The organism is Nesterenkonia aurantiaca (assembly GCF_004364585.1).
GTDB lineage: Bacteria > Actinomycetota > Actinomycetes > Actinomycetales > Micrococcaceae > Nesterenkonia > Nesterenkonia aurantiaca.
This window is the reverse complement of record NZ_SOAN01000001.1, coordinates 174,562-197,578: the sequence shown is the minus strand read 5'-3', so window position 1 is coordinate 197,578 and position 23,017 is coordinate 174,562. Positions and strand designations below refer to the sequence as shown.

Annotated in this window: 19 protein-coding genes, 1 tRNA gene and 1 riboswitch; of the genes, 12 read left to right on the top strand and 8 right to left on the bottom strand. The window is 68.5% G+C overall.

What is annotated here, in order from left to right; genetic code table 11:
- Nucleotides 1-16: 16 nt before the first annotated feature.
- The 6 genes from EV640_RS00825 to EV640_RS00800 form a co-directional block, all read right to left on the bottom strand.
- Nucleotides 17-970, bottom strand: coding sequence for a LysR family transcriptional regulator (locus EV640_RS00825; protein WP_036474343.1), 954 nt, complete (start codon nucleotides 968-970; stop codon nucleotides 17-19).
- Nucleotides 971-1,029: 59 nt separating this feature from the next.
- Complete coding sequence (locus EV640_RS00820; protein WP_036474342.1) at nucleotides 1,030-2,418, bottom strand: SPFH domain-containing protein; 1,389 nt, start codon at nucleotides 2,416-2,418, stop codon at nucleotides 1,030-1,032.
- A 504-nt stretch (nucleotides 2,419-2,922) separates the two neighbouring features.
- Nucleotides 2,923-3,543: a TetR/AcrR family transcriptional regulator gene (locus tag EV640_RS00815; protein WP_036474341.1), complete on the bottom strand. Its 621-nt coding sequence runs from the start codon at nucleotides 3,541-3,543 to the stop codon at nucleotides 2,923-2,925.
- A 21-nt stretch (nucleotides 3,544-3,564) separates the two neighbouring features.
- A complete protein-coding gene (locus tag EV640_RS00810) occupies nucleotides 3,565-4,896 on the bottom strand; it encodes an AMP-binding protein (protein WP_133725498.1) in 1,332 nt (443 codons plus the stop codon).
- Between the two features lie 4 nt (nucleotides 4,897-4,900).
- Nucleotides 4,901-5,362: a hydroxyphenylacetyl-CoA thioesterase PaaI gene (gene paaI, locus EV640_RS00805; RefSeq protein ID WP_133725497.1), complete on the bottom strand. Its 462-nt coding sequence runs from the start codon at nucleotides 5,360-5,362 to the stop codon at nucleotides 4,901-4,903.
- Between the two features lie 164 nt (nucleotides 5,363-5,526).
- Nucleotides 5,527-6,522 carry an NAD-dependent epimerase/dehydratase family protein gene (locus EV640_RS00800; protein WP_133725496.1) on the bottom strand — a complete coding sequence of 332 codons (996 nt, stop codon included), beginning with the start codon at nucleotides 6,520-6,522 and terminating at the stop codon, nucleotides 5,527-5,529.
- A gap of 103 nt (nucleotides 6,523-6,625) precedes the next feature.
- On the opposite strand from EV640_RS00800, the gene EV640_RS00795 reads away from it, so the two are divergent.
- Complete coding sequence (locus tag EV640_RS00795) at nucleotides 6,626-7,471, top strand: AMIN-like domain-containing (lipo)protein (RefSeq protein ID WP_133725495.1); 846 nt, start codon at nucleotides 6,626-6,628, stop codon at nucleotides 7,469-7,471.
- A gap of 89 nt (nucleotides 7,472-7,560) precedes the next feature.
- Here the strand turns inward: EV640_RS00795 and EV640_RS00790 are convergent.
- Nucleotides 7,561-7,649 (bottom strand) — tRNA-Ser (locus tag EV640_RS00790).
- A 139-nt stretch (nucleotides 7,650-7,788) separates the two neighbouring features.
- On the opposite strand from EV640_RS00790, the gene EV640_RS13640 reads away from it, so the two are divergent.
- The gene (locus EV640_RS13640; RefSeq protein WP_208292149.1) at nucleotides 7,789-9,876 is read left to right on the top strand and encodes an FAD/NAD(P)-binding protein; all 2,088 of its coding nucleotides are present in this window, start codon (nucleotides 7,789-7,791) and stop codon (nucleotides 9,874-9,876) included.
- Here EV640_RS13640 and EV640_RS00780 read toward each other — a convergent pair.
- Nucleotides 9,851-11,338, bottom strand: coding sequence for an FAD-binding oxidoreductase (locus tag EV640_RS00780; RefSeq protein WP_133725494.1), 1,488 nt, complete (start codon nucleotides 11,336-11,338; stop codon nucleotides 9,851-9,853). The two genes, EV640_RS13640 and EV640_RS00780, sit on opposite strands and share 26 nt — an antisense overlap.
- A gap of 93 nt (nucleotides 11,339-11,431) precedes the next feature.
- Between EV640_RS00780 and EV640_RS00775 the strand changes: the two genes are divergently transcribed.
- From EV640_RS00775 to uraH, 10 genes are all read left to right on the top strand, one after another.
- Complete coding sequence (locus tag EV640_RS00775; protein ID WP_133725493.1) at nucleotides 11,432-12,415, top strand: linear amide C-N hydrolase; 984 nt, start codon at nucleotides 11,432-11,434, stop codon at nucleotides 12,413-12,415.
- A 755-nt stretch (nucleotides 12,416-13,170) separates the two neighbouring features.
- A riboswitch (SAM riboswitch) is annotated at nucleotides 13,171-13,304 on the top strand.
- A gap of 131 nt (nucleotides 13,305-13,435) precedes the next feature.
- Nucleotides 13,436-14,872: an O-acetylhomoserine aminocarboxypropyltransferase/cysteine synthase family protein gene (locus EV640_RS00770; protein ID WP_424991605.1), complete on the top strand. Its 1,437-nt coding sequence runs from the start codon at nucleotides 13,436-13,438 to the stop codon at nucleotides 14,870-14,872.
- Between the two features lie 15 nt (nucleotides 14,873-14,887).
- Complete coding sequence (metX, locus tag EV640_RS00765; protein ID WP_133725491.1) at nucleotides 14,888-16,039, top strand: homoserine O-acetyltransferase MetX; 1,152 nt, start codon at nucleotides 14,888-14,890, stop codon at nucleotides 16,037-16,039.
- A 126-nt stretch (nucleotides 16,040-16,165) separates the two neighbouring features.
- Nucleotides 16,166-17,305, top strand: coding sequence for an acetamidase/formamidase family protein (locus EV640_RS00760; protein WP_084479409.1), 1,140 nt, complete (start codon nucleotides 16,166-16,168; stop codon nucleotides 17,303-17,305).
- Between the two features lie 29 nt (nucleotides 17,306-17,334).
- On the top strand, nucleotides 17,335-18,669 hold the full coding sequence (locus EV640_RS00755) for an amidase family protein (protein ID WP_133725490.1): 1,335 nt from the start codon (nucleotides 17,335-17,337) through the stop codon (nucleotides 18,667-18,669).
- A complete protein-coding gene (uraD, locus tag EV640_RS00750) occupies nucleotides 18,656-19,147 on the top strand; it encodes a 2-oxo-4-hydroxy-4-carboxy-5-ureidoimidazoline decarboxylase (RefSeq protein ID WP_166645829.1) in 492 nt (163 codons plus the stop codon). Before EV640_RS00755 ends, uraD begins: the two co-directional genes overlap by 14 nt.
- Before the next feature lie 52 nt (nucleotides 19,148-19,199).
- A complete protein-coding gene (locus tag EV640_RS00745) occupies nucleotides 19,200-20,441 on the top strand; it encodes a pyridoxal-phosphate-dependent aminotransferase family protein (RefSeq protein WP_133725488.1) in 1,242 nt (413 codons plus the stop codon).
- Nucleotides 20,438-21,697, top strand: a complete 1,260-nt coding sequence (locus EV640_RS00740; protein WP_243832174.1) for an allantoate amidohydrolase — start codon at nucleotides 20,438-20,440, stop codon at nucleotides 21,695-21,697. The genes EV640_RS00745 and EV640_RS00740 overlap by 4 nt, the downstream gene beginning before the upstream one ends.
- 7 nt (nucleotides 21,698-21,704) lie before the next feature.
- Complete coding sequence (locus EV640_RS00735; RefSeq protein ID WP_133725487.1) at nucleotides 21,705-22,628, top strand: MurR/RpiR family transcriptional regulator; 924 nt, start codon at nucleotides 21,705-21,707, stop codon at nucleotides 22,626-22,628.
- Nucleotides 22,629-22,642: 14 nt separating this feature from the next.
- A complete protein-coding gene (uraH, locus tag EV640_RS00730; protein WP_133725486.1) occupies nucleotides 22,643-22,969 on the top strand; it encodes a hydroxyisourate hydrolase in 327 nt (108 codons plus the stop codon).
- Nucleotides 22,970-23,017 lie beyond the last annotated feature (48 nt).

Here is a 23,017-nt window from a genome sequence, read left to right as displayed (position 1 = left end):
CCGCGAGGAGGCGCCCTCATGATCGCCGCTGCGGCGGACCCACAGACGGGGCTGAGGCGGATTCTGGGTCCAGCGTGTCGGGCGGGGGGAAGACGGACTTGGAGATGTCGACGACGGCACGCAGGCCCGGACTGACGTCGTCGCGTCGCCAGATGAGCCGGACCTCCACTGGTTTCTGCCGGTTTCGCAACGGTCTGTAGACCACGCCACGGGAAGGAACATGGTCGCGCACGCTTGAAAGGGTGAGGGCGATCCCCATCTCCGCGCCGACAAGCACGACGAGAGTCCCGGAGTCCGGTGCCACCTGCACGATTCGCGGCACGAAGCCCGCGTCTACGCCGAGTGCGTTGAGTCGATTCGGCAGGGTTGCCCCCGCGCCGCCAGGAAGGACCAGCCATGACTCATCGACAAGGTCTTCAGCTGCCACGGTGTCCTGACCTGCGAGACGGTGGTTCTCCGGGAGTGCGATCAGCAGCTCTTCCACACCGACGACACGGGAGCTGATCTCGGCGGGCAGGAAGTCCCAGCGGCCAATGACCAGGTCCAGGGAACGGTCCAGAACCTTCTGCAGGCCCAGGTGTGAAAACTCCGAACTGTAGAGCTTCAGAGAGATCCCTGGACGTTGCCTCCGGATCTGACGTGCGAGTTCCCCCACTGCCTGGTTGACTGATGCGCCGGCGAAACCCAGCCGGGCGCCCCCCACCTCACCCTTCTGTGATTTCACGACTACATCCTTGATCCGCTGCGAGAGCATGAGCAGTTCGCGAGCAGGTTGCAGGATCGCTTCACCCTCTGGCGTCAGGGTCACATTTCGAGTGTCACGTTCGAAAAGCTTGGCTCCCAGCTCGGTCTCCAACTGGTGGATGAGCCGACTGAGCGGCGGTTGGGCCATGTGCAGCCGCTTGGCGGCTCGACCGAAGTGCAGCTCCTCCGCGACGGTGAGAAACGCTCGAGCTTTGTGAACCTCCATTCGGCCATGCTAGTCCGCAAGCGAACAGCTGCCATAGTGATTCGTCCGGTCGTCCGTCGTTACTGGTTCTGGCCGCTGCCAGCATCAGTGTGATTGGACTCGGCAAGCGCCTCGCCCATGGCCGTTCCCTGAACCTTCGCCTGCAGGATCGATCCCAGGTCGATGCCGGTGGCTGCTTCGACCCGTTTGAACACCCCGGCCAGTGCCACGGAGGCCTCGCCGTCGAAGTGTTTGGAGGCGCCTGATTCGCCGGAGCCGCCGATCAGTGTCATCGAGCCGATGTTGGCATAGCCGGCGGCGAAGGAGTCCATGAGCTGTGGGAGCACCGCGAGGGCCTCGCGAGCCAGCACGGCCTCCTGGTTCTCGCGCAGTGCTTCTGCCTCGGCGCGGATGGCGGCGGCCTTGGCCTCGCCCTCTTCGCGGATCGCGGTGGCCTCGGCCTCGGAGCGCTTCAGCCGTGCCCGAGCCTCGGACTCGGCGACGAGTGCTTCGGCCTCAGCAGCCTTGGTGCGCTGGTAGGCCTCGGCGTCGGCGCGCTTCTGCTGCTTGTACAGATCCGCATCGGCCACGCGCTTGACCTCGGCGTCGAGCTCGGCCTGCCGGTTCTCGGCTCGCTGGCCGAGCACCTCCTGCCGAGCCTTCTCGCCCGCCAGAGCTTCGGCCTGCTCGGCCTGGGCGCGGGCCTGGCCCACCCGTGAGGTGGCAGCGGCCTTGTTCGAGTCGTATTCCGTCTCCTCGACCAGGTTCTGCTCGCTGTTGAAGATGCGCTCCTTGGCGATCGCGCGCTCGGCGTTGGTCGCAGCGATCTCAGCGGCCTGGCGCTTGGCCTCGATCTCCGGGGCGCCCAGGGATGCGATGTAGCCCGAGTCGTCGGTGATCTCCCGGATCTGGAAGGAGTCCAGCAACAGGCCCTGGGTCAGCAGCTCCGGAGAGATCGACCTTGAGATCTCGTCGGAGAACTTCTGTCGATCCCGCATCAGCTGGATGACGGTCTGCTGGGCCATCAGGCCGCGCAGCGCACCTTCGAGCTGGTCCTGGGTGTACTCGACCACGGCGTCGTCCTGGGAGGCGAAGCGCTCCGAGGCAGCCTTGACGTCTTCGACAGCACTGCCGATCTTGACCAGCGCCACGGCCTCGGCCTTGATCGTCACGTTGTCATGGCTCTGGGCGGTGACCGTCATCAGCACCTGGCGGGAGCGCAGCGAGATGATCTCGTGGCGCTGCCGGATCGGGTTGACCAGGGCGCGGCCGTTGACGATGACCTGTTTGGGACGCGAGCCCGGAACGTCGGATCGCGAGGACTTGCCGGTGACCACCAGCGCTTCATCGGCCCGGGCGACCTTGGTCCATGCCCGCATGATCAGCAGGGTCACGATGCCGATCAGCACTGCTGCGATCAGCAGGCCGATCACCAGGGCGAACGTGCCGCCGGTTGTCAGGATGTCCATTCGTGAATACCTCTATCTGGGGGAGTGGTCGGAGGTCGGCCGCCGGCGGAGCGGTGTCGAAGCAGCGCTGCTCCGCGGGTGATGCGTCGCGCGGGTGCGGCTGAATCTTCAGGACCATCTGCCCGGCGGTGATGAGAAGAGCGAGCATCGACACCGGGAATGGACCCTAGGAAGGCTTGCTGACAAGCCGAGATGAACCGGATGTGATCCCGGGTGTGAGCTGACGCTAACCTGAACAAAAGATCGGGGTCAACAGGTTTTGGCACTATGTCGTGGCATGTCTGAGGGGCGGAATGTGCCGGATGAGCGCGGATGCCTGTCAGCTCGCGGATCCGATCCGTTGCCTCACGCACATAAAGTGACGGCCGCGACAGGCCGCGCGAGGCCGCGACGGGGCGCGAGAGGGCGCGCGAGGCCGAGACAGGTGCGGGTGAGGCCGTGACGGGGGCGGGGGAGACCACCGCAGGCGGCGGGGCTGGCTCTCAGTCCGCGGCCCGGCGGCGGTCAGCGCGGCTCAGGCGCTCGCAGTCCGCCGAGGATGATCTGTTTCACGGTCTCGGCCAGGGCCGCGTCCGGAGCGCCGCCGACCGGTCGGTACCAGTCCACGATCGAGTTGATGGTGCCCATGGCCAGGCGCGAGGCGGTCCGGGCGTCGATGTCCTGGCGCAGGTCGCCGTCGCTCTGGGCCTGCCGGATCAGCTCGGCGATGCGCAGCGTGATCTCACGGCGACGCTGCAGCGCCTTGACCTCCATCTCGGAGTTCCCGCGCAGCCGCAGCAGCAGCGTGACATAGGGCAATGAAGTGGTCAGCACCTTCACCGATTCACTCAGGATCATCTCCAGCTCGGCCAGAGCGGAGGCGTCCAGCGCCTCCGCCTCGGTGACCACCCGCTCCAGCTCGGCCAGCGAACGGTTCAGCGCGATGTCGAGGATCTCTTCCTTGGAGCTGACATGGTGATAGATCGCTGACTTGGAGATGCCCAGCTCCCGGGAGAGCGCGCCCATCGAGGTCGCCTCATAGCCGTGACGGTTGAAGGTCTCGACACAGACGGTGATGAGCCCCTCACGGTCATAGCCGGGGCGGCCCCGGCGGGAGGCGGACGCCGTCGTCGAAGTGGAGGTCATGACTCCACACTAGTCGCGGGACTATCGGGGTCGCTGATCATAGATTCGGCGCAGCTTGCCCGAGGAGCGGGCCAGAGACCCGGGCTCCTCCACGCTGATCTTGCAGTTGGAGCCGACCTTGACCTTGATCTGACGGGCCAGCTCGGCACCCGCCGTCTCGGCGTCCGCCGCGGAGGTCTCCGGGCGGCGTTCGATGTGCACGGTCATCTCATCCATCTTGCCCGGCCGGGCCAGGCGCAGCTGGAAGTGCGGTGAGAGCTCCTTGATCTCCAGGGCGATCTCCTCGATCTGGGAGGGGAAGAGGTTGACCCCGCGCAGGATGATCATGTCGTCGCTGCGCCCGGTGATCCGCCCCATTCGGCGGTGCCCCGGTCGTTCCGAGCCTGGCAGCAGCCGGGTCAGGTCGTGGGTGCGGTAGCGGATGATCGGCAGCGCCTGCTTGGTCAGCGTGGTGAAGACCAGTTCGCCGTGCTCACCGGTGCGCAGCACCTCTTCGCTGATCGGGTCGATGATCTCCGGTCGGAAGTGGTCTTCCCAGATGGTGGAGCCGTCCTGGCGCTCCACCGATTCACCGGCGACGCCGGGGCCCATCACCTCGGAGAGCCCGTAGATGTCGCAGGCCTTCAATGCGAAGGTCTGCTCGATCTCATGGCGCATCTTGTCCGTCCACGGTTCGGCACCGAGGACGGCGACCTCCAGGGAGGTCTCCCGCGGGTCCACCCCGGCGGCGCGGAAGGCGTCGGCCAGGGCCAACAGGTAGGTCGGGGTGCACAGGATCACCCGAGGCTTGAAGTCTTGGATGAGCTGGACCTGCTTCTCGCTCTGGCCCCCCGACATCGGGATCACGGTCGCCTTGAGCTTCTCGATCCCGTAGTGGGCGCCCAGGCCGCCGGTGAAGAGCCCGTAGCCGTAGGCATTGTGCACCAGGTCTCCCGGGCGGACCCCGGAGTAGCGCAGGCAGCGAGCCAGCAGGGTCGCCCAGTTCTCGATGTCCGCATCGGTGTAGCCGACCACCGTGGGTCGCCCGGTGGTGCCGGAGGATGCGTGCACCCGGCGGATCTGCTCCATGGGCACGGCGAAGGCCTTGAACGGGTAAGCCGCACGCAGGAATTCCTTGTCCGTGAACGGGAACTTCGCAAGGTCCTCCAGCGTCTGCAGGTCCTCCGGGCCGACGCCGTGGGCGTCATAGAGCTCACGGTAGGCCGCGACGTTGTCGTAGGCGTGGCGCAGGGTCTGCTGCAGCCGGGTGAGCTGGAGCGCCTCGATCTCCTCGCGACTCATCAGCTCCTGGGCATCGGGCAGTCCGGGGTCGGTGGCGGGGATCGCGGCGGTTTCGGTGTTCAAGATGCTCATCGGGTCACTTCTTTCCGGGGGAGGCGATGGTGCGCGAGCGACCGCGGAAGACGCCGAGCAGGTCGTCTCCGCGAGTGATTCGCACGTCGTAGACGCCGCTGCGTCCGGTGCTCGCCACTTCGGTCGCCTCGGCGGTGATCGTCTCGCCGAGCAGGGCAGGCTTCAGGAAGTTGATGTCGACCCCGGAGGCCACGGTGATGGTGCCCTCGTCGAGGCTCGGATGGTTGCAGGCCATGGCGAAGCAGGTGTCTGCCAGGGCGAAGAGCATTCCCCCGTGGGCGATGTCGAAGCCGTTGGTCATGTCTTCGCGGATCTCCATGCTGATCCGGGCGTGGCCCGGGTCTGCGGTGAGCACCTCGATGCCGAGCGCCTGTGAGGCCCGGTCATTCTCCAGCATTCGGTGCCGCGGGCGATCCGTGGGGCGCGAGTCAAGGCTCTCGGGGGCGAGCTGGGCGGACTCAGTCATCGGTGCTCCTCATCGCATTTCCAGACCGAATGGTCAGTAAGTAAACTCAAGCACCGGAGTGGATGTGATGTCAAGCACAGATAGCAGTGGTCCACCTGCTGGCCCCACCGGGCAGCACCATGACTCAGCGTGGCTGGGGTCGGAACCGAACCGGCCGGGGGCTCCTACTGGCGCAGCGCGTCGGTGTAGCCCGAACGGAAATCCGGGTGCAGCAGCTCGCCGAGCAGACCATGCAGCACCGACCCGTCCAGGGCTTTGCCGTGGCCCGCGCGCAGCAGCGCGGAATCGAACAGGGCGTCGGTGCGCTGGCGGACCGGCGAGTTCGAGGGCAGCGAGTCCAGCACCGCGGGATCCAGTCGCGGATCGCTCCACGGTCGGGGAAGTTCCAGCTGGTCGGCCATCCAGTTGTGCACCACGCCCAGGGGCACCGGGAGCTCATCCACGCCCAGCACCAGCTCCGGCGGGGCCGTGGAGGTCAAGAGCTCGACGGCGGCGCGCGCGGCGTCCTCGGAATGGACTCGGTTTGAGATCCTCCAGGCCTCATGGGTGTCCTGACCTGCGGACTCACCCACCGAACCGGAGCGCAGCTGCTTGATCAGGCGGTCCCGGCCCGGTCCGTAGATCCCGGCCAGGCGCAGGATGCCGCTGCGTGAGCGCCCCGAGGACTCGGCGCCGGCGCTCCGCCACTGCTCCAGCAGCGCCTCGGTGCGGGCCAGGATCTCACCGGTCGGGCTGGCGGGGGTGCGCGCGGCGGACTCGTCCAGCCGTCCTGCGGCGTCGCCGAGGACCGAGGTGGAGGAGACCAGGAGCACCTGCACCGTCTCGGCGAGACCTGCCTGCGTGATCCGCTCCAGCACTCGTTCGAGTCCCCGGAGGTAGACCTGCTCGTAACGCTGCGGGTCACGGCTTCCGGCGGCGGGGGAGAAGACCACTGCCGTGGTATCGGAGGGCAACGTCGGGATGCTGGACTCCTCGGTGAGGTCCATGGCCGCGCCGTCGAAGGCCGCAGGCAGGCGCTCCGGACTGCGTCGCCAGCCCGAGACGCTCCAGCCGCGCTCGAGAAGCCGGTGTCCGATCCGGGTGCCCACATCGCCGCATCCCACCAACACGGCACGCGGCACTGAGGAGTCGGCGGGCAGCGGGGCGGCGGAGGAAGTCATGGTCCGAGCCTAACGATTTCCCGCAGGATACGGTGATCAGTGCTGGTCACAAGTCGAGATGACAGCAGATGCCCACCCCGACCCCTGAGAAGAGCGCCGGACGATGAGCCCCAGAGACGCATTCCTGCCCACCGCGGCGATCGCCGCAGCGCTGGCCCTGAGCAGCTGCGGTTCCCCGGAGGACGAGCTGCCCCAGGACGATCCGACGCAGCACAGCGCAGGGCAGGCTGAGGAATCTGCAGAGCCCACCGAGTCAGCCGAGACGGATGGGTCTGCCGAACCGAGCAGTGGCGCCGATGCAGACGAGTCTGAGCAGCCAGCCGTGGACGAGGGCGGCAGCGATCCCGAGACCGACGAGCCCGACGCCGACGAGTCAGACGCCGACGCGGCGGAGACCGACGAGCCCGACACCGACGAGGCCGACACCGACGAGGCCGACACCGACGAGGCGTCCGAAGAGGAGGCCCCCGAGGCGGCCGACCTCAGCGATTTCAGCACACAGCCCCAGCCCAGCGAGGACTACGCGGACTTCATGCTCGACGTCAGCCATGACACGGTTCAGGTGCTCAGCGAGATCCGGCTCGGCTCGCATGCGGGCTATGAGCGGATCGTGCTGGAATACGCCCTGGACACCGGCCTGGCGCACCAGGCCCAGTACATCGAGCCGGGTGAGCAGGGAACGGGCTTCACCGAGGTGCAGGACGGCGCGGTGGAGGCGATGCTGCTGATCGACGTGCTCGGCACCACCGGAGGCCCCGACGCCGAGGCCGCCGCCTGGAGCGAGGCCTGGAGTCCTGAGACCGACGCGGCGATGGTGCGCGAGATTCAGCCTGGGGAGCTGGCAGGCGGGGAGAGCCAGGTGCTGATCAGCCTCGATCAGCAGCGCGACTTCCGGGTCCAGCAGCTGACGGATCCGGTGCGCATCGTGGTGGACATCGCCCAGGAGTAGATCCCGACGCCCCGTACCGGCCGGGAGGCCGACGCAGAAGAACCCCCGCCAGGACTGCTCCCGACGGGGGTTCTTCTTCACAAAAAGGGCGGAGGCGGGGAGATTTGAACTCCCGGTCCGCTTTGAGGCGGACACTTCATTAGCAGTGAAGCCCATTCGGCCGCTCTGGCACGCCTCCTGTGCCCACGAATCCGGCGAACCGTTCTCATGCGCCCGTCTAGACTAGCGGTTCGTCCAGGAAACTGACAAAGCGCGCGCTCGCAGTACCCTGGTCGGGACCCGATACTCGAAGAATCCATCAGGAGAATCCGCCGCCCATGCCCCGCCAGACCGAGGATCGCAGCGTCGCGCTGATCGGCGCCGGACCCCGCGGCACCTCGTTCCTGGAGCGGCTGCTCGCCGCGCTGGAACACGGCACGGCCGCTGCCCGGACGCCCCGGCTGCGCATCCTGATCATCGATCCGGCACCTCATGGTCCCGGCCGCGTGTGGAATCCGCAGCAGTCGCCGCTGTACCTGATGAACACCCCTGCCAGCTTTCCTACCGCGGCGCCAGCCGGCGCGACCCAGGTCCAGCTGCCGGCGTCCTCGGTGTCCCGTTCCTTCGCGCAGTGGCGGCACGAGCACGAGGCCGAGGAGACCGCCACCTCGGTGCGTGTCGACAGCTTCGAGCCCCCGGTCCTGAGAGGGATCGACCACGGCGGGACCGACACCGACTACCCGACCCGCGCCGCCTACGGGCAGTACCTGAGCTGGCTTCATGCCGAGGTCTGCGCCGGCCTGGAGCGTCAGCCCGGGATCACCGTGGAGCACCTCAGCGCCGAGGTCACCGAGCTGCAGCGCGCCGACGCCGGGTACCAGCTGATGCTCAGCCCCGCCGGCGCGGCCAGCCCGCTCCGCGATGCACAGATCCGCAATGCTCAGAACGGCGAGGCTCAGATCCGGGATGAACCGCTCAGGGTCGATCAGGTGGTGCTGGCGCTGGGACACATCCCGGCCGGATTGAATGAATCCGGGGAGCACTTCACCGAGGTCGCCGAACAGCTCGGACTGCACTACCAGCCGCCGGCGATCCCCACCGAGGTGGACTACTACTCGCTGCCCGCGGGGGAGAACGTCCTGGTCCGGGGGATGGGGTTGAACTTCTTCGACCTGATGATCCAAGCCAGCGTCGGCCGCGGAGGAGTGTTCCATGAACACGCCGACCGTCCGGCCGGGCAGCGGTTGGAGTACCTCGCCACGGGGGATGAGCCGCATCTGGTCGCCGGGTCGCGGCGCGGCACCCCGTACCGGGCCAAGTCCACTGCGCTCACCGAATCGCCGGGCTTCGCCCCGGTGGGGATCACGCTTCACCACTTGAATCCTGTGGCGGTGGCGGAGGCTGAACGGCGCCACGACCTGCTCGACTTCTCCGCCCACCTGTGGCCGCTGATCCAGCGCGATGTGCTGCGCACCTACTACCGGACTCTGGTGGAGCTCGCTCCGCAGCTCTTTGGCCCGGAGTTCTCCAGCGCGCTGGATGAGCTGCTCGCGGACGCCCATCTCGGTGAGGCCGTGCTGCAGACCCGCGGCCAGCGGCTGCTGCGCGAGCTCGCTCCTGACGTGCTCTGGTTCGACATCCGCTCGCTCGGCAGGCCCTTCGGCGGGCTGACCTTCGAATCCGCCGAGCAGTACCAGGAGCACATGAGCGCCTATCTCGAGGACGACGCCGCGACCTCCGCTGCCGGGGTGCGCAGCCCGGTGAAGATGGCGATCGGCGCGCTGCACCTGGCCCGGATGGAGGTCAAGGCGCTGATCAGTCAGGGCCGGGTGTCCCAGTCCAGCCAGATCAGCGAGATCGAGGGCTGGTTCGAATCTCTGGTGGAGGGCCTGGCCAGCGGTCCGCCGCTGCAACGGATCGAGGAGCTCGCCGCGCTCACCCGGGCCGGAGTCGTCGAGTTCCTCGGACCGGAGCCGATCTTCGACGTGGACCGAGAGACCGGGTTCTACACGGCTGAATCTCCGGCGGTCGCCGCCCCGGCCTACCAGGGGCGCTGGCTGCTCGAGGCGATGATGCCCGCGAATCGCGTCCAGCTCTCCCGGTCACCCCTGGTGGCAGGACTGCTGCGCGGGGGTCTTGCCCGGCCGCGGGAACTTGTCGACGCCTCGGGGGCGCCAAGGGCAGGCAAGGGCTTCGACGTGACCACCGTCCCGCATCGACTGATCCCGATGGACCGCGCCGAGCCGGAGGAGATCTACGTGCTCGGCCTGCAGCTCAGCTCGGTCCAATGGGGCACCGCTATCGCTGCCGAGGCCGGCGGGGACGTGGACTCCTCGGCCCGATCGCTCGCGGACGCAGACGCCGCGGCCCGCGCGATCCTCATCGGTCCGGGCTGCGCGGCTACAGGATCGCCCGCCCAGGATTGAGCCTGTGCTCCGGGTCGAACACATCCTTGATCCGGCGCTGCACCGCGATGACCTCCTCGGACTGCTCCCAGTCCAGCCAGCGCAGCTTATAGGTGCCGATCCCGTGCTCTCCGCTGATGGTCCCGCCCATCTCCAGCGCGAGCCGAACCGAGCCGTCCAGCGCCGCATTCAGCCGCAGCATGGCCGATGCCGCAGGATCATCCGCTGCGGGATCGACCGTCACTGAGGTGCCCTCGGGCCGAGCGGCGGAGGCGGCGTCGTCGTTGGCTGTGGTCTCGGGGGCGGTGCCGGGGCTCAGCTCGGCGCTGGGGACGCTGAAGGTGGGATGCAGGTTGCCGTCTCCGGCGTGCGCGACCACCTTGAGCTGGACCTGGTGCTCCTGGGCGAGGCCTTCGATGGCGCGGATGTAGTCCACCAGCTTCGAGCGCGGGACTGCGACATCCTCACCCACGCGCACCTCGGTGACGACCCCGTCGCCGCGGGCGTGCCGACGCAGCTCGATCAGCCGCTCGGACTCGGTGGAGCCGGGGTCGCTGACCAACGCGCCGAGGCCGCGCAGCACCTCGCGGATGATCTCGGCCTCGATGGCCGCACCGTGGCCATCGGTCTGGATCAGCAGCAGCGTGTTGCCCCGCCCCGCCAGATCCGAGCCCTGGGCCTCATCCAGGGCGAGCATGGTGTTGTGGTCCAGCAGCTCGGTGATCGCCGGCTGCACCCGGGCCTTGCCGATCTCCAGGACTCCCTGGGCGGCGGTGGTCAGCTCCTCGAAGAACGCCGCGATGGTCTCGGTGTGCTCACTCAGATGGCGCAGTCGCACGGTGACCCCGACGACGATGCCCAGGGTTCCCTCGGACCCGACGAACAGGCTGGTCAGGTCGTAGCCGGCGACACCTTTGAAGGTGGCCTGGCCGGTATGGATCAGTGTGCCGTCGGCGAGGACCACGTCCAGGGCCAGCACCGAGTCCCGAGTCACCCCGTATTTGGCGCAGCGCAGGCCGCCGGCGTTGGTGGCGACGTTGCCTCCGATGGTGGAGATGCGGTAGCTCGCCGGGTCAGGGGCGTACATCAGCCCGTGCTCCGCGGCGGCAGCGTTGAGGTCGGCGTTGATCACACCTGGTTCGACCACGGCGACCTCGTCCTCCGGCCGCATTGCCAGGATCCGGTTCATCCGGGCCAGGTTCAGCACCACGGATCCCTCGGTGGTGTTCGCCCCGCCGGAGACGGAGGTCCCGGCGCCGCGGGTGATCAGCGCGAACCCGTGTTCGGCCGAGAGTCGCACCAGCTTCTGCACGTCCTGGGTCGATTCAGGGAAGACCACAGCGCGCGGTCGGTGCACCTGCCAGTGCTCCAGCGGCCCCTTGTCCACCGAATGGGCGTCAAGCTCAGCCGGGTCGGTGCTCAAGGCATGCGACGCAAAGGCGCCGCGCAGGATCATCGGGATATCAGGGTCAGAAGCGGTCATGGAAGCTGAGTCTAGGTCAGGGTTGACCTCGGGATATGGCCTGGAACACACTGAGGCCCAACGAAAGCCCCGGATCGGGGAGAGGCGGGTCTGATGTGCACACGAGTGGTCTACCTGGGCGAACAGGACCGTGTGCTGACGGCCCGGTCCATGGACTGGAACGCCGACCTGGGGACGAATCTGTGGGTCTTCCCGCGCGGTCTCCCGCGGAAGGGAGGAGCCGGGCCGCGCTCGCTGACCTGGACATCTCGCTACGGCAGCGTGATCGCCACCGGCTATGACGTCTCGACCACCGATGGGATCAATGAGTGCGGCCTCGTCGCCAATGCGCTTTGGCTGGTGGAATCGCGCTACCCCAGGCTCGATGACGTCCGGCAGAAGCTCTCCCTCGGCGCGTGGGCCCAGTATGTGCTGGATAGCTTCGCCACCGTGGCGGAGGCGGTGGAAGTATTGGCCCGGGAAGACTTTGCCGTGGTCACCGCCGGGGTGCCAGGGCAGCCGCGCGAGGCGACCATGCACCTGTCGATCTCCGATGCTTCTGGGGACAGCGCGATCTGTGAGTACCTGGACGGGACGCTGCAGATCCACCACGACCGGGCGCACCAGGTGATGACCAATTCGCCGCCCTTCGCGGAACAGCTGGCGGTCGACGCCTACTGGCGCGGGATCGGCGGGACCGTGATGCTGCCGGGCACCAACCGCGCCGCAGACCGCTATGTCCGGGCCAGCTTCTACGTCAACGCGGTGCCCCAGGTCGAGGACCGCACCATCGCGACCGCGGCGGTGTTCGGAGTCATCCGCAACGCCTCGGTCCCCTATGGGATCTCCACCCCGGGGCAGCCGAACATCTCCTCGACCCAGTGGCGCACCGTGGCGGACCACAAGGACCGCCGGTACTACTTCGACTCCGCGCTGCGGCCCAGCGTCATCTGGGTCTCGCTGGACCGGCTCGCGCTCGGCGAAGGCTCCGGGGTCCGCCGTCTGGTGCTCAGCGAGGGGCCGCCCGAGGGTCACGTGGGAGAGGTCAGCGATCTGTTCGAACCGGCCGAGCCGTTCGCGTTCCTCGGTCCTGAGTGACCCGTGCCAGCGTGGGATCCTCCGTCGGTGCGGTTCCCTCGGTCTGACCTCGAGCCGAGGGCCGCGCGTGGGTCCGGACCAGCAGAATGGTCAGAACCGAGCCGATGAACGGTGCCAGGACCATCAGGAACGCGAAGGCGATCTTGGGCGCGAGGTCAAGGCTCTGGTTCCGGACCAGCTCCACCGCGGCCCAGAGGAGAGCTGTGGCGTAGGCGATCGGTATGCCCCACCACGCAATGTCGATCCAGGAGGAGTTGATCACTGGATTGAGCCCAACGATTGTAGAAGATTTCACAAGAAGCATGAGATGAATATCCAATATTTTGGTTCTCTATTTCGAAAGAAACGCTACATTCTCTCGGGCCGGGAGACCAGTGACCGTCGGCTTCACGGAGCTGGGGCAGACGGGGTGACCGTCCACTGTGGGGCCTCGGCATCACACGCATCGGGCGCGAGGTCTGCGTCGCACTCCTCCGGGACCGGGTAGCTGATCGACTGCGCAGTGCTTGCCCCGACGAAGACCTCGTCCCCATCGGCGTAGTCCTCCCCGCGGAAGGAGATCCCGGATCCGGTGGGGGATTCCGCAAGGATCTCGGTCGGGAAGAGCGCATGGGGGAGAGTCCAGAGATGGAGCGCCTCGACCCGGCAGCAGCGCCACGGATCCTCGCCCGTCGGGCGCCGAACATGACGAACTGCGAACCCGCCGGACCCACCGCACTTGCACCGGAGCATTCCGCGATGCAGACTTATCCCTAGGTCAAGAGTGCCAGCGCAAAACCCCGGTTTGCTGGCCGGCAACCCTCCAGTTCGCGGTGGGGTGCCCCGGGTGACGACCTGGTTGCGGCAGTCCCGGAGAAGATCCAAGGACTGACCGTGGCAAGCGCGGGCCACACACCAGTGCGGGCCCTTCACCCCAGTCCTCAGGACAGGGCCGTACAGGATTCGGCGCCGGCAACACGCTCACCGGCAGCGACGTTCAGATTCGGTCCAGATCCTGGGCCGCATTGAATGGAGAATCCCTTGAGCCACGAGAACACCTGGCAGTTCGAGACCCAGCAGATCCACGCCGGCGTCGCCCCCGACCCGGTCACCGGAGCACGGGCACTGCCGATCCAACAGACCACCTCCTTCGTCTTCCCGGACACCGCCGCGGCCGCGCGCCGCTTCGGCCTCGAGGAGATCGCCCCGATCTACTCCCGCATCGGGAATCCCACCGTCCAGGCGGTGGAGGACAAGATCGCCGCCCTCGAAGGCGGAGTCGGGGCGCTCGCCGTCGGCTCCGGACAGGCCGCCACCTCGCTGGCACTGCTGAACATCGCCCACGCCGGCAGCCACATCGTCGCATCGCCCACGCTCTACGGCGGCACACAGAACCTCTTCAAGCACACCCTGCCGAAGTTCGGCATCGAGGTCACCTTCGTGGAGGACCCCGATGACCTCGAGTCCTGGCGCGCCGCCACCCGGGAGAACACGGTGGCCTTCTTCGGCGAAGCCGTGGCGAACCCGCGCGGCGACGTGCTCGACATCGAAGGCGTCGCCTCGGTGGCGCACGAGTTCGGCGCGCCGCTGATCATCGACTCCACCCTGACCACGCCCTACCTGATCCGGCCTTTCGACTTCGGCGCCGACGTCGTGGTGCACTCGGCCACCAAGTTCCTCGGTGGGCACGGCACCGCCATCGCCGGGGTGATCGTGGACTCCGGACGCTTCGACTACTTCGCCCACCCCGAGCGCTTCCCCGGCTTCTCCACCCCGGATGAGAGCTATCACGGGCTGGTCTTCGGCCGCGATCTCGGATCCGAGGGGATCTTCGGAGTCAATCTCTCCTTCATCCTCAAGGCCCGGGTCCAGCTGCTGCGCGACTTCGGACCGGCGCTGTCCCCGCACAACGCCTTCGAGATCAACCTCGGGCTCGAGACCCTCTCGCTGCGGATCGAGCGCCACGTGGAGAACGCTCAGAAGGTCGCCGAATACCTGGAGGCCCACGACGACGTCCGGCGGGTCTACTACTCCGGGCTGCCCTCCAGCCCCTGCTTCGAACGCGCCAAGAAGTACCTGCCGCGCGGGTCCGGGGCGGTGCTGGCCTTCGAGCTCGCCGGGGGAACAGCCGAGGACGACGCCGCCCAGGCGCGTGCCGGCCAGGCCTTCGTGGACGCGCTTGAGCTGCACTCGCTGGTGGCCAACGTCGGGGACGTCCGTTCCCTGGTGATCCACCCCGCCTCGACCACGCACAGCCAGCTCAGCGCCGCCGAGCAGCGCGCCGCCGGGGTCAAGCCCGGACTGGTCCGGCTCTCCGTGGGCCTGGAACACATCGACGACATCATCGCCGACCTGGCCCAGGGCTTCGAGAAGGCCGCCCAGGCCGCAGCATCTGCGGCATCGGAGCATGCTACAGACACCGCCTCCGAGGCCGGCGCGAACAATGTGACGAAGCAAGAAACCGCAGCGGCGGTCTGAGGCTAGGGTGATCAGGTGCTGAACGACTTTGGGAACCGACCTGCCGGAGCGCTGAAGACCGCTGAGGTCGGCGCGTACACCTTTGAGGCCGGCGGGCGGCTGCCTGATGTCACCCTTGCCTACGAGACCTGGGGCACGCTGAACGAGGACGGCAGCAATGCCATCCTGGTCGCACACGCCCTGACCGGTGACTCCCACGTCGCCGCGACCGCGGCGGACCCTTCCATCGGATGGTGGGAGGGGCTGCTCGGGCCCGGCCGCCCGATCGACACCGAGCGCTGGTTCGTCATCGCCCCGGCCATGGTCGGCGGCTGCTACGGCTCCACCGGACCCGCCTCCCTGGATCCCGAGGGGAAGCCTTATGGCTCCCGATTCCCCTTCGTGACCATTCGCGACTCCGTGCACCTCGAAGCCCGGCTGGCTCAGGCCCTGGGCATCGAAAGGTTCCACACGGTGATCGGCGGATCCATGGGAGGTGCCCGGGCGCTGGAATGGGCCGTGACCTACCCCGAGATGGTCGAAGGCGTGGCCGTCTTCGCCTGCGGGGCGGCCTCCACCGCAGAGCAGATCGCCTTCGGCCAGGCCCAGGTCCTGGCCGTGGAGAATGACCCGCACTTCGCCGGCGGCGACTACTACGCCGGTCCGGCTCCGCAGGCCGGGCTCGGACTGGCCCGGCGGATCGCGCACATCACCTACCGCGCAGAATATGAGCTGGCAGTGCGCTTCGGCCGCTCCGCCCAGGGGTCGGAGGATCCCTTCGGCGCGCCCCAGCGCCGGCGCGGGCGCTATCAGGTGGAGTCCTACCTGGACCATCAGGCCGAGAAGCTTCTGAAGCGTTTCGACCCCAACGCCTACATCGTCCTCGCCGAGGCACTGATGAGCCACGACGTCGGCCGCGGACGCGGGGGAGTGGACCAGGCGCTTGCCGGAGTCACCGCAGTGCCGTTCCTGGCCGCGGTCACCACGGATCGGCTGTACTTCCCAGAGCAGTCCCAGGAGATCGCCGACGCAGTTCCGGGGGAGCATCAGGTGCACATGATCGACTCCCCGATCGGGCACGATGGGTTCCTCACCAGCGCCGAGCAGCTGGGTGACGCCATGCGCGAGACCCTGCGGCTGGGCACCCACACCTCGCTCGCCGCGTCCCTGGCGCACCAGCAGCTCTGATGCACCAGCGGTTCTGATACACCAACAGCTCTGAAACACCAACGGCTCTGAAACATCGGTTTCTGGGGCGTCATTCTGCTGTAACACCTGATCGGGCAGACTGGATCGGGACGAGGAGAGTGATCCATGAGCCTGCCAACCGACCAGCAGTCCAGCACCCGCATCAGCGTGGAGTCCAGCCCCGAGCCCGTCCTGCAGCCCGGCGAGCACCTGCCCGAGGGGGCCCGTTACCTCCCGGCCACCGCGGAGAACATCTTCTGGGGGCGCCTGCCGTGCGCCAGTGACGTTCCGGTGCTGCACATCCAGCCCGGGGAGCAGGTCGTCATCGACACCCTCTCGCATGAAGGCATCCTGGAGGATCAGGGCCGGGACCCCGCCGGATACTTCGCCGGCCACGGCGTCCCGGCCGAGCAGGTGCTCAACGACGCGATCGAGCTGGCCGCCAGCGATCACGCCCGGGACCCGAAGCTCGATGGACCGCATGTGAACACCGGCCCGATCCATGTGGCCGGCGCGCAGCCCGGAGACCTGCTGAAGGTCACCATCGACAAGCTTGAACGCCGGGTGCCCTACGGAATCATCTCCAACCGGCACGGCAAGGGCGCGCTGAACGGGGAGTACCCGCGCGGGGAGGCCAACGTGTCGATCTTCGCCGCCGTGGAGCCCGACGCCGAGGGCGTCCCGCGCGGCTGGATGGCCCCGAAGGCAGGCGCCCCGCGACGGCTGAGCTTCGACCTCGCCCCGTTCTTCGGGACCATCGGGGTGGCCGTGGCCGGCGAGGTCCGGCCGCACTCGGTGCCCCCCGGCGCCCACGGCGGGAACATCGACATCAAGGTGCTCACCGAAGGAACCTCGCTCTACCTCCCGGTCCAGGTGCCCGGCGCGCTGGCCTTCGTCGGGGACCCACACTTCGCCCAGGGCGACGGCGAGGTTGCGCTCACCGCCATGGAAGCCTCGCTGCGCGGACACCTGAGCTTCGAGGTGGTTCCCCGTGAGGAGGCGCTGCGAGCCTTCGGCGAACAGATCGGCCCGCTCGCCGAGACCACCGATCACCTGATCCCCACCGGGATGGATGAGGACCTCGACATCGCGGTGCGCAACTGTGTGCACAACGCGATCGTGCTGCTTCAGGCCCGCTGGGGGCTCGACGCCGAACACGCCTACGCGTATCTCTCCGCGGCCACCGACTTCAACATCTCCCAGGTGGTCGACATCGTCAAGGGCGTCCATGCGAAGGTCTCCGTCAAAGACTTCGCAGGGCTGTGATGGACCGGGTCACGCAGCAATCACCCGCGATGCCCCCGTCCCAGGCCGCGGCAGAGCACCCGATCGACGCGACGGTCTGGCGGGTCGGCGGGGACGCCGGCGCGCCACTGGTGCCCGCCACCGGAACGGGGAGTCTGGACGGGCACACCCTCGCGGTGAAGGACCTCTACGCCGTGGCAGGGCATCGGATCGGCGCCGGGAACCCGAGCTGGCTCGCCGACGCGCCGGTTCAAGACACCACCGCCACCGCGATCACCCAGCTGCTCGAGGCCGGGGCAGCCATCGCCGGCATCGCGCAGACCGATGAGCTCGCGCTCTCCCTGGCCGGAACCAACCAGCACTACGGCACCCCGCCCAATCCAGCCGCACCGCAGCGGATCAGCGGCGGGTCCAACTCCGGCTCCGCATCCGCCGCGGCGCTGGGCCAGGCGAGCATCGGACTGGGCAGCGACACCGGCGGCTCCATCCGGGTGCCCGCCTCCTACCAGGGGCTCTGGGGCATCCGCAGCACCCACGATGCCATCGCCCTGGACGGAGTGCAGCCGCTGGCGCAGAGCTTCGACACCATCGGGTGGATGACCCGCGACGCGGACACCCTCGCCGCCGTCGCACAGGTGCTGCTGCGCCACCCCGCCACTTCTCCAGGTGATCCGGTCCTCAACTCCGAGCCGGCGCTGAAGATCATCCCGACCCTTTTCGACCAGGTGCAGCCGGAGGTCACCGAGGCCGTGCGCGCGGCACTGACCGCCCAGTCCGGCTCCGGAGCTGACGGCAGTGCCGAACGCTCGCCGCAGAGCCCCGGGAGTCCGATCGAAGAGATCGAAGGCGTCACCCCGGAGATGCACGCGGCCTGGTTCGAGGCGTTCCGGATCATTCAGTTCCGCGAGGCCTGGGCCAACCACGGAGAATGGATCGCCCACCACTGGGAGACGATGGCCTCCGACGTCGGCGCCAGGTTCCGGATGGCCAGCGAGCTCACGGCAGACCAGGAGATGCAGGCCCGGGCGCTGGCCGCCGGAGCCCGCCGGATCATCCGCCGCTGGGTCGGCGACGAGATCCTCGCCGTGCCCTCCGCCGCCGGGCCGGCACCGCTTCGTGCGGATGCCGCCTTGGGCGGCACCGTGATCGAAGAGCATCGCCGCAGCACCATGCTGCTGACCTGCCTTGCAGGCCTTGCCGGTCTTCCCGCGGTCAACGTCCCGCTGCGCACCCGCGACCACCTGCCCACCGGCGTCTGCCTGATCGGCCCCGCTGGCAGCGATATCGCGCTGATCCATCGGGCCGCCGCCTTCCATGCCAGAATCCCGGCCCACCAGAGCTATGGGTCCGGAGTCACGGAAACGGAGATCCATGAGACTGACTGAGTTCAACGCCGCATCGCCCGAGGAGCTCAAGGAGCTGCTCGATGCCTGCGTGCCGATTCCCGCCTGGCGAGCTGCGCTGCTGGCCCGGCGGCCCTACGCGCACGTCGAGCAGCTGACCCAGGTCGCGACCGAGATCGCCCAGGACTGGACCGACCTGGAGGTGGACGCCGCACTGGCCCATCACCCCCGGATCGGCGAGAAGGTCCAGGGCGAGACCCGGGAGGCGCAGGCCTCCCGGCGTGAACAGGGAAGCCTCAGCCAGGACGAGGCCGCGCAGCAGGAATGGATCAGCGCGAACCGGGCCTATGAGGACCGCTTCGACCGGATCTTCCTGATCCGGGCCGCCGGACGCACCCCGGCCCAGATGATGACCCAGCTGCAGCTGCGGCTGCAGAACACCCCCGAGGAAGAGGCCCGCATCCGCAGAGGACAGCTGGCGGAGATCGCTGTCGGTCGCCTGGAGCACAGCGTTTCCTGAGGATACGTCCTCGTTTCATGGATGAAACAATAGTTTCAGTACGATGGTCTCCATGAGTTCCAGCCAGATCAATCCGCCCCCGCGGCTGCTGATGGGCCCCGGCCCGATCAATGCCGACCCGCGCGTGCTGCGCGCCATGTCCGCCCAGCTGGTGGGCCAGTACGACCCGGCGATGACCGGGTACATGAACGAGGTCATGGAGCTCTACCGCGGGGTGTTCAAGACCTCCAACGAGGCCACCGTGGTAGTGGACGGCACCTCCCGGGCCGGGATCGAGGCCGCACTGATCTCGCTGATCGAACCGGGAGCCAAGGTGCTGGTCCCGATCTTCGGCCGCTTCGGGCACCTGCTCAAGGAGATCGCGGTGCGCGCCGGGGCCGAGGTGGCCGTCCGTGAGAAGGCCTGGGGCGAGGTCTTCACACCCGAGGAGATCGAACAGGCCATCCTCGAGGAGCAGCCCACGCTGCTCGCGCTGGTCCAGGGCGACACCTCCACGACCATGAACCAGCCGCTTGAGGACATCGGCGCGATCTGCCGGACCCACGGCGTGCTGTTCTACACCGACGTCACGGCCTCCCTGGCCGGCAACGAGTTCCGCGCCGACGACTGGGGGATCGACGCGGTCACCGCCGGGCTGCAGAAATGCCTCGGCGGGCCCTCCGGCTCCGCTCCGATCAGCCTCTCCGATCGCGCGGTGGAGGTCATCCGCTCCCGCCGCCACGTGGAGGAGGGCATCGCCGACGGCACCGAAGGTCGCGGCCGGCGCATCGCCTCGAACTACTTCGACCTGGCGATGATCCTCGACTACTGGGGCCCGCAGCGACTGAACCACCACACCGAGGCCACCTCGATGCTCTACGGCGCCCGCGAATGCGCCCGGCTGCTGCTTCAAGAAGGCATCGACACCGCCATCGCCCGGCATCAGCTCCACGGCGCGGCCATGCTCGCCGGCGTACAGGGCCTGGGCCTGCAGGTCTTCGGGGACATCGCCCACAAGATGAACAACGTGGTCGCCGTGCGGATCCCGGAGGGGATCGACGGCGATGCGGCCCGCCAGGCGATGCTGCATGACTTCGGGATCGAGATCGGCACCAGCTTCGGTCCGCTGCACGGGAAGGTCTGGCGCATCGGCACCATGGGCTACAACGCCCGCAAGGACGCGGTGCTGCTCACCCTGGCCGCACTGGAACAGGTGCTGCGCGCCGGCGGTGCCCACCTGAACCCGGGCGGAGGAGTCGGCGCGGCCACCGAGGTGTATCAGGACGCCGCGGCCACCGAGGAGGCCGCCCGATGAGCCGTGACCCTGTCATGACGAGCGACGCGGCAGCCGCGCTGATCATGGCCCGGTGTGATGAGCTCGCCGGGATCAGCGCGATGCCCGAGGGCATCCTGCGCGCCTACCTCACCGAGGAGCACCGCCGGCACAACGCGCTCGCCGCCCGGTGGATGGTCGAGGCCGGACTCGAGGTCTGGCAGGACGCCGCAGGCAACCAGTGCGGGCGGCTCGAGGGCACCCGGCCCGGACTGCCCACCCTGGTCATCGCCTCCCACCTGGACACCGTGCCCGATGCCGGGCGCTACGACGGGATCCTCGGGGTGTTGCTCGGGATCGAGACCGCGCGTCGACTCGCCCCGCACGCCAGCGAGCTGCCCTTCGCCGTGGAGATCGTCGCCTTCGCCGATGAGGAGGGCACCCGCTTCGGCGCCACCCTGCTGGGCTCCCGGGCCATGGCCGGGACCTGGGACGCGGGCTGGTGGGAGGCCACCGACGCCGCGGGCATCAGCATGGCCCAGGCCTTCTGGGACTTCGGCCTGGACCCCGAGAAGATCCACGACGCCGCGCGGGCGCCCGAAGACCTGGTCGGCTATCTCGAGGCCCATATCGAACAGGGCCCCTACCTCGAGGCCGCCGGACGACCGCTGGGACTGGTCAGCTCGATCGCCGGAGCCCGTCGGTTCAAGCTCACCATCCTCGGGGAGGCCCGGCACGCCGGGGGTACCCCCTACGAACGCCGCCGCGACGCGCTGATCGGAGCCGCCCAGGCGGTGCTCGACGTCGAACGGATCGGCCGAGACCGCGGGGTCATCGCCACGGTCGGTCAGCTCGACACCCGCCCCGGCGCGGTCAACGTGGTCCCCGGCGAGGTGGAGTTCTCCCTGGACCTGCGCGCGGAATCCGACACGCTGCGCGACTCCGCCTGGGACGAGATCCACGCCGCGCTGAGCGGCTTCTGCACCCAGCGCTGCCTGGAGCTGGTCATCGAAGAGATCCACTCGGCCCCCACGGTGAGCTGCTCACCGCGGCTGCGCCAGGCGCTCGCCGCCGGGGTCGCCGAGACCGGGGACCACGACCCGATCACGCTGTACTCCCGGGCCGGTCACGACGCCATGGCCATGGCGGCGGTCACCGAGATCGGGATGCTCTTCACCCGGTGCGAGGACGGGATCAGCCACCATCCGGAGGAGAATGTGCTGGAGACAGACGTGGCGCTGGCCCTGCAGGCCCTGGAGCGCGCGGTCTGGGCCGTGGCCGCCGAGCACCGAGAGTGAGCAGCAGATGACGAAGTCCCCCGCCCAGGATCCTGATTCCCGATCCCGCGCAGAGTCCCGATCCGAGGCCGACCCGCGGCTCGACACCGAGACCCGGATCGACGCCCGGATCGACGCGCGCTACGGCAGCCTCCCGCCCCAGGAGCGCCACGTCGCAGACTTCCTGCTCGAACACCTGGGCGACCTGGCGATCTTCTCCGCCGCGGACATCAGCCGCGAGACCGGGGTCTCGAAGGCCACCGTCTCCCGGCTCTTCCGGAAGCTGGACTTCGAGGACTTCCGCGAGGTCAAGGACCACGCCCGGGCGCTGCGCAGCCGCGGGGTCCCGACCGCGGCACCGGTGACCTCGGCCGACAACGACGCCTCCACCGGAGTCCAGCGCCACGAGGCGCGCGACCACGAGAACCTCGCCCGGCTCGGCGCCGGTCTGGCCGAGGGCCGGCTGCAGCAGGCGGTGGAGATGCTCGCCGCCGCGGAACGGGTGATCGTGCTGGGCCTGCGCAACAGCTATCCGGTCGCGCTGCACCTGCACCAGCAGCTCATCCAGACCCGGTCCAAGGTGCGCCTGGCCCCGCAGCCGGGGCAGACCCTGGGCGAGGAGCTTGCCGGGATCGGCTCCGGGGACCTGGTGGTGGCGGTGGGCTTCCGACGTCGTCCCGTGGTCTTCGGGCGGGCTGTGCGGGCGGTGGCCGCGTCACCGGCACAGCTGCTCTGCCTCGGTGACTCCACCTCCCGGCACTACGCGATGGAGGCCGACTGCTGGATCGAATGCCCCATCGACTCCGAGGGCGCCTTCGACAGCTACGCCGCCGCGATGTCCCTGGTCAGCCTGCTGGCCAACGGGGTGCTCAACCGGCAGCTCGGCGCGGGACGCAGACGGCTCTCGGCGATCGCGAAGGCCTACGACGAACTCGACGAGCTCGAGCACTGACGACAGGAGCCACGATGAGCCTGATCACCACCCACGTCCTGGACACCAGCACCGGAGCCCCCGCCGCGGGCATCCAGGTCACCCTGCGCGGACCGGAGCAGCAGCAGATCGCCGCCGGAACCACCGACGCCGACGGGCGCGTCGGCGACCTCGGCCCGGAGTCGCTGACCCCCGGGACCTACGAGCTGGTCTTCGCCACCGGGGAACACTTCGAGGCCCGCGGGGTCGAGCACTTCTTTCCCCAGGTGAGCCTCGCGTTCTCCGTAGAGGCCGCGGCTGAGCACTATCACGTGCCGCTGCTGCTGAGCCCCTTCGGCTACACCACCTACCGGGGCAGCTGAGCCCCCGGCCACACCCGCCCCGGACGCGCCTGCCAGCACCATCCTCAG

Excerpts from the sequence above, each read along its gene's own strand:
- EV640_RS00825 (WP_036474343.1), bottom strand. The coding sequence starts at position 970 with ATGGAGGTTCACAAAGCTCGAGCGTTTCTCACCGTCGCGGAGGAGCTG.
- EV640_RS00820 (WP_036474342.1), bottom strand. The coding sequence starts at position 2,418 with ATGGACATCCTGACAACCGGCGGCACGTTCGCCCTGGTGATCGGCCTG.
- EV640_RS00815 (WP_036474341.1), bottom strand. The coding sequence starts at position 3,543 with ATGACCTCCACTTCGACGACGGCGTCCGCCTCCCGCCGGGGCCGCCCC.
- EV640_RS00810 (WP_133725498.1), bottom strand. The coding sequence starts at position 4,896 with ATGAGCATCTTGAACACCGAAACCGCCGCGATCCCCGCCACCGACCCC.
- paaI (WP_133725497.1), bottom strand. The coding sequence starts at position 5,362 with ATGACTGAGTCCGCCCAGCTCGCCCCCGAGAGCCTTGACTCGCGCCCC.
- EV640_RS00800 (WP_133725496.1), bottom strand. The coding sequence starts at position 6,522 with ATGACTTCCTCCGCCGCCCCGCTGCCCGCCGACTCCTCAGTGCCGCGT.
- EV640_RS00795 (WP_133725495.1), top strand. The coding sequence starts at position 6,626 with ATGAGCCCCAGAGACGCATTCCTGCCCACCGCGGCGATCGCCGCAGCG.
- EV640_RS13640 (WP_208292149.1), top strand. The coding sequence starts at position 7,789 with ATGCCCCGCCAGACCGAGGATCGCAGCGTCGCGCTGATCGGCGCCGGA.
- EV640_RS00780 (WP_133725494.1), bottom strand. The coding sequence starts at position 11,338 with ATGACCGCTTCTGACCCTGATATCCCGATGATCCTGCGCGGCGCCTTT.
- EV640_RS00775 (WP_133725493.1), top strand. The coding sequence starts at position 11,432 with ATGTGCACACGAGTGGTCTACCTGGGCGAACAGGACCGTGTGCTGACG.
- EV640_RS00760 (WP_084479409.1), top strand. The coding sequence starts at position 16,166 with ATGAGCCTGCCAACCGACCAGCAGTCCAGCACCCGCATCAGCGTGGAG.
- EV640_RS00755 (WP_133725490.1), top strand. The coding sequence starts at position 17,335 with ATGCCCCCGTCCCAGGCCGCGGCAGAGCACCCGATCGACGCGACGGTC.
- uraD (WP_166645829.1), top strand. The coding sequence starts at position 18,656 with ATGAGACTGACTGAGTTCAACGCCGCATCGCCCGAGGAGCTCAAGGAG.
- EV640_RS00745 (WP_133725488.1), top strand. The coding sequence starts at position 19,200 with ATGAGTTCCAGCCAGATCAATCCGCCCCCGCGGCTGCTGATGGGCCCC.
- EV640_RS00740 (WP_243832174.1), top strand. The coding sequence starts at position 20,438 with ATGAGCCGTGACCCTGTCATGACGAGCGACGCGGCAGCCGCGCTGATC.
- EV640_RS00735 (WP_133725487.1), top strand. The coding sequence starts at position 21,705 with ATGACGAAGTCCCCCGCCCAGGATCCTGATTCCCGATCCCGCGCAGAG.
- uraH (WP_133725486.1), top strand. The coding sequence starts at position 22,643 with ATGAGCCTGATCACCACCCACGTCCTGGACACCAGCACCGGAGCCCCC.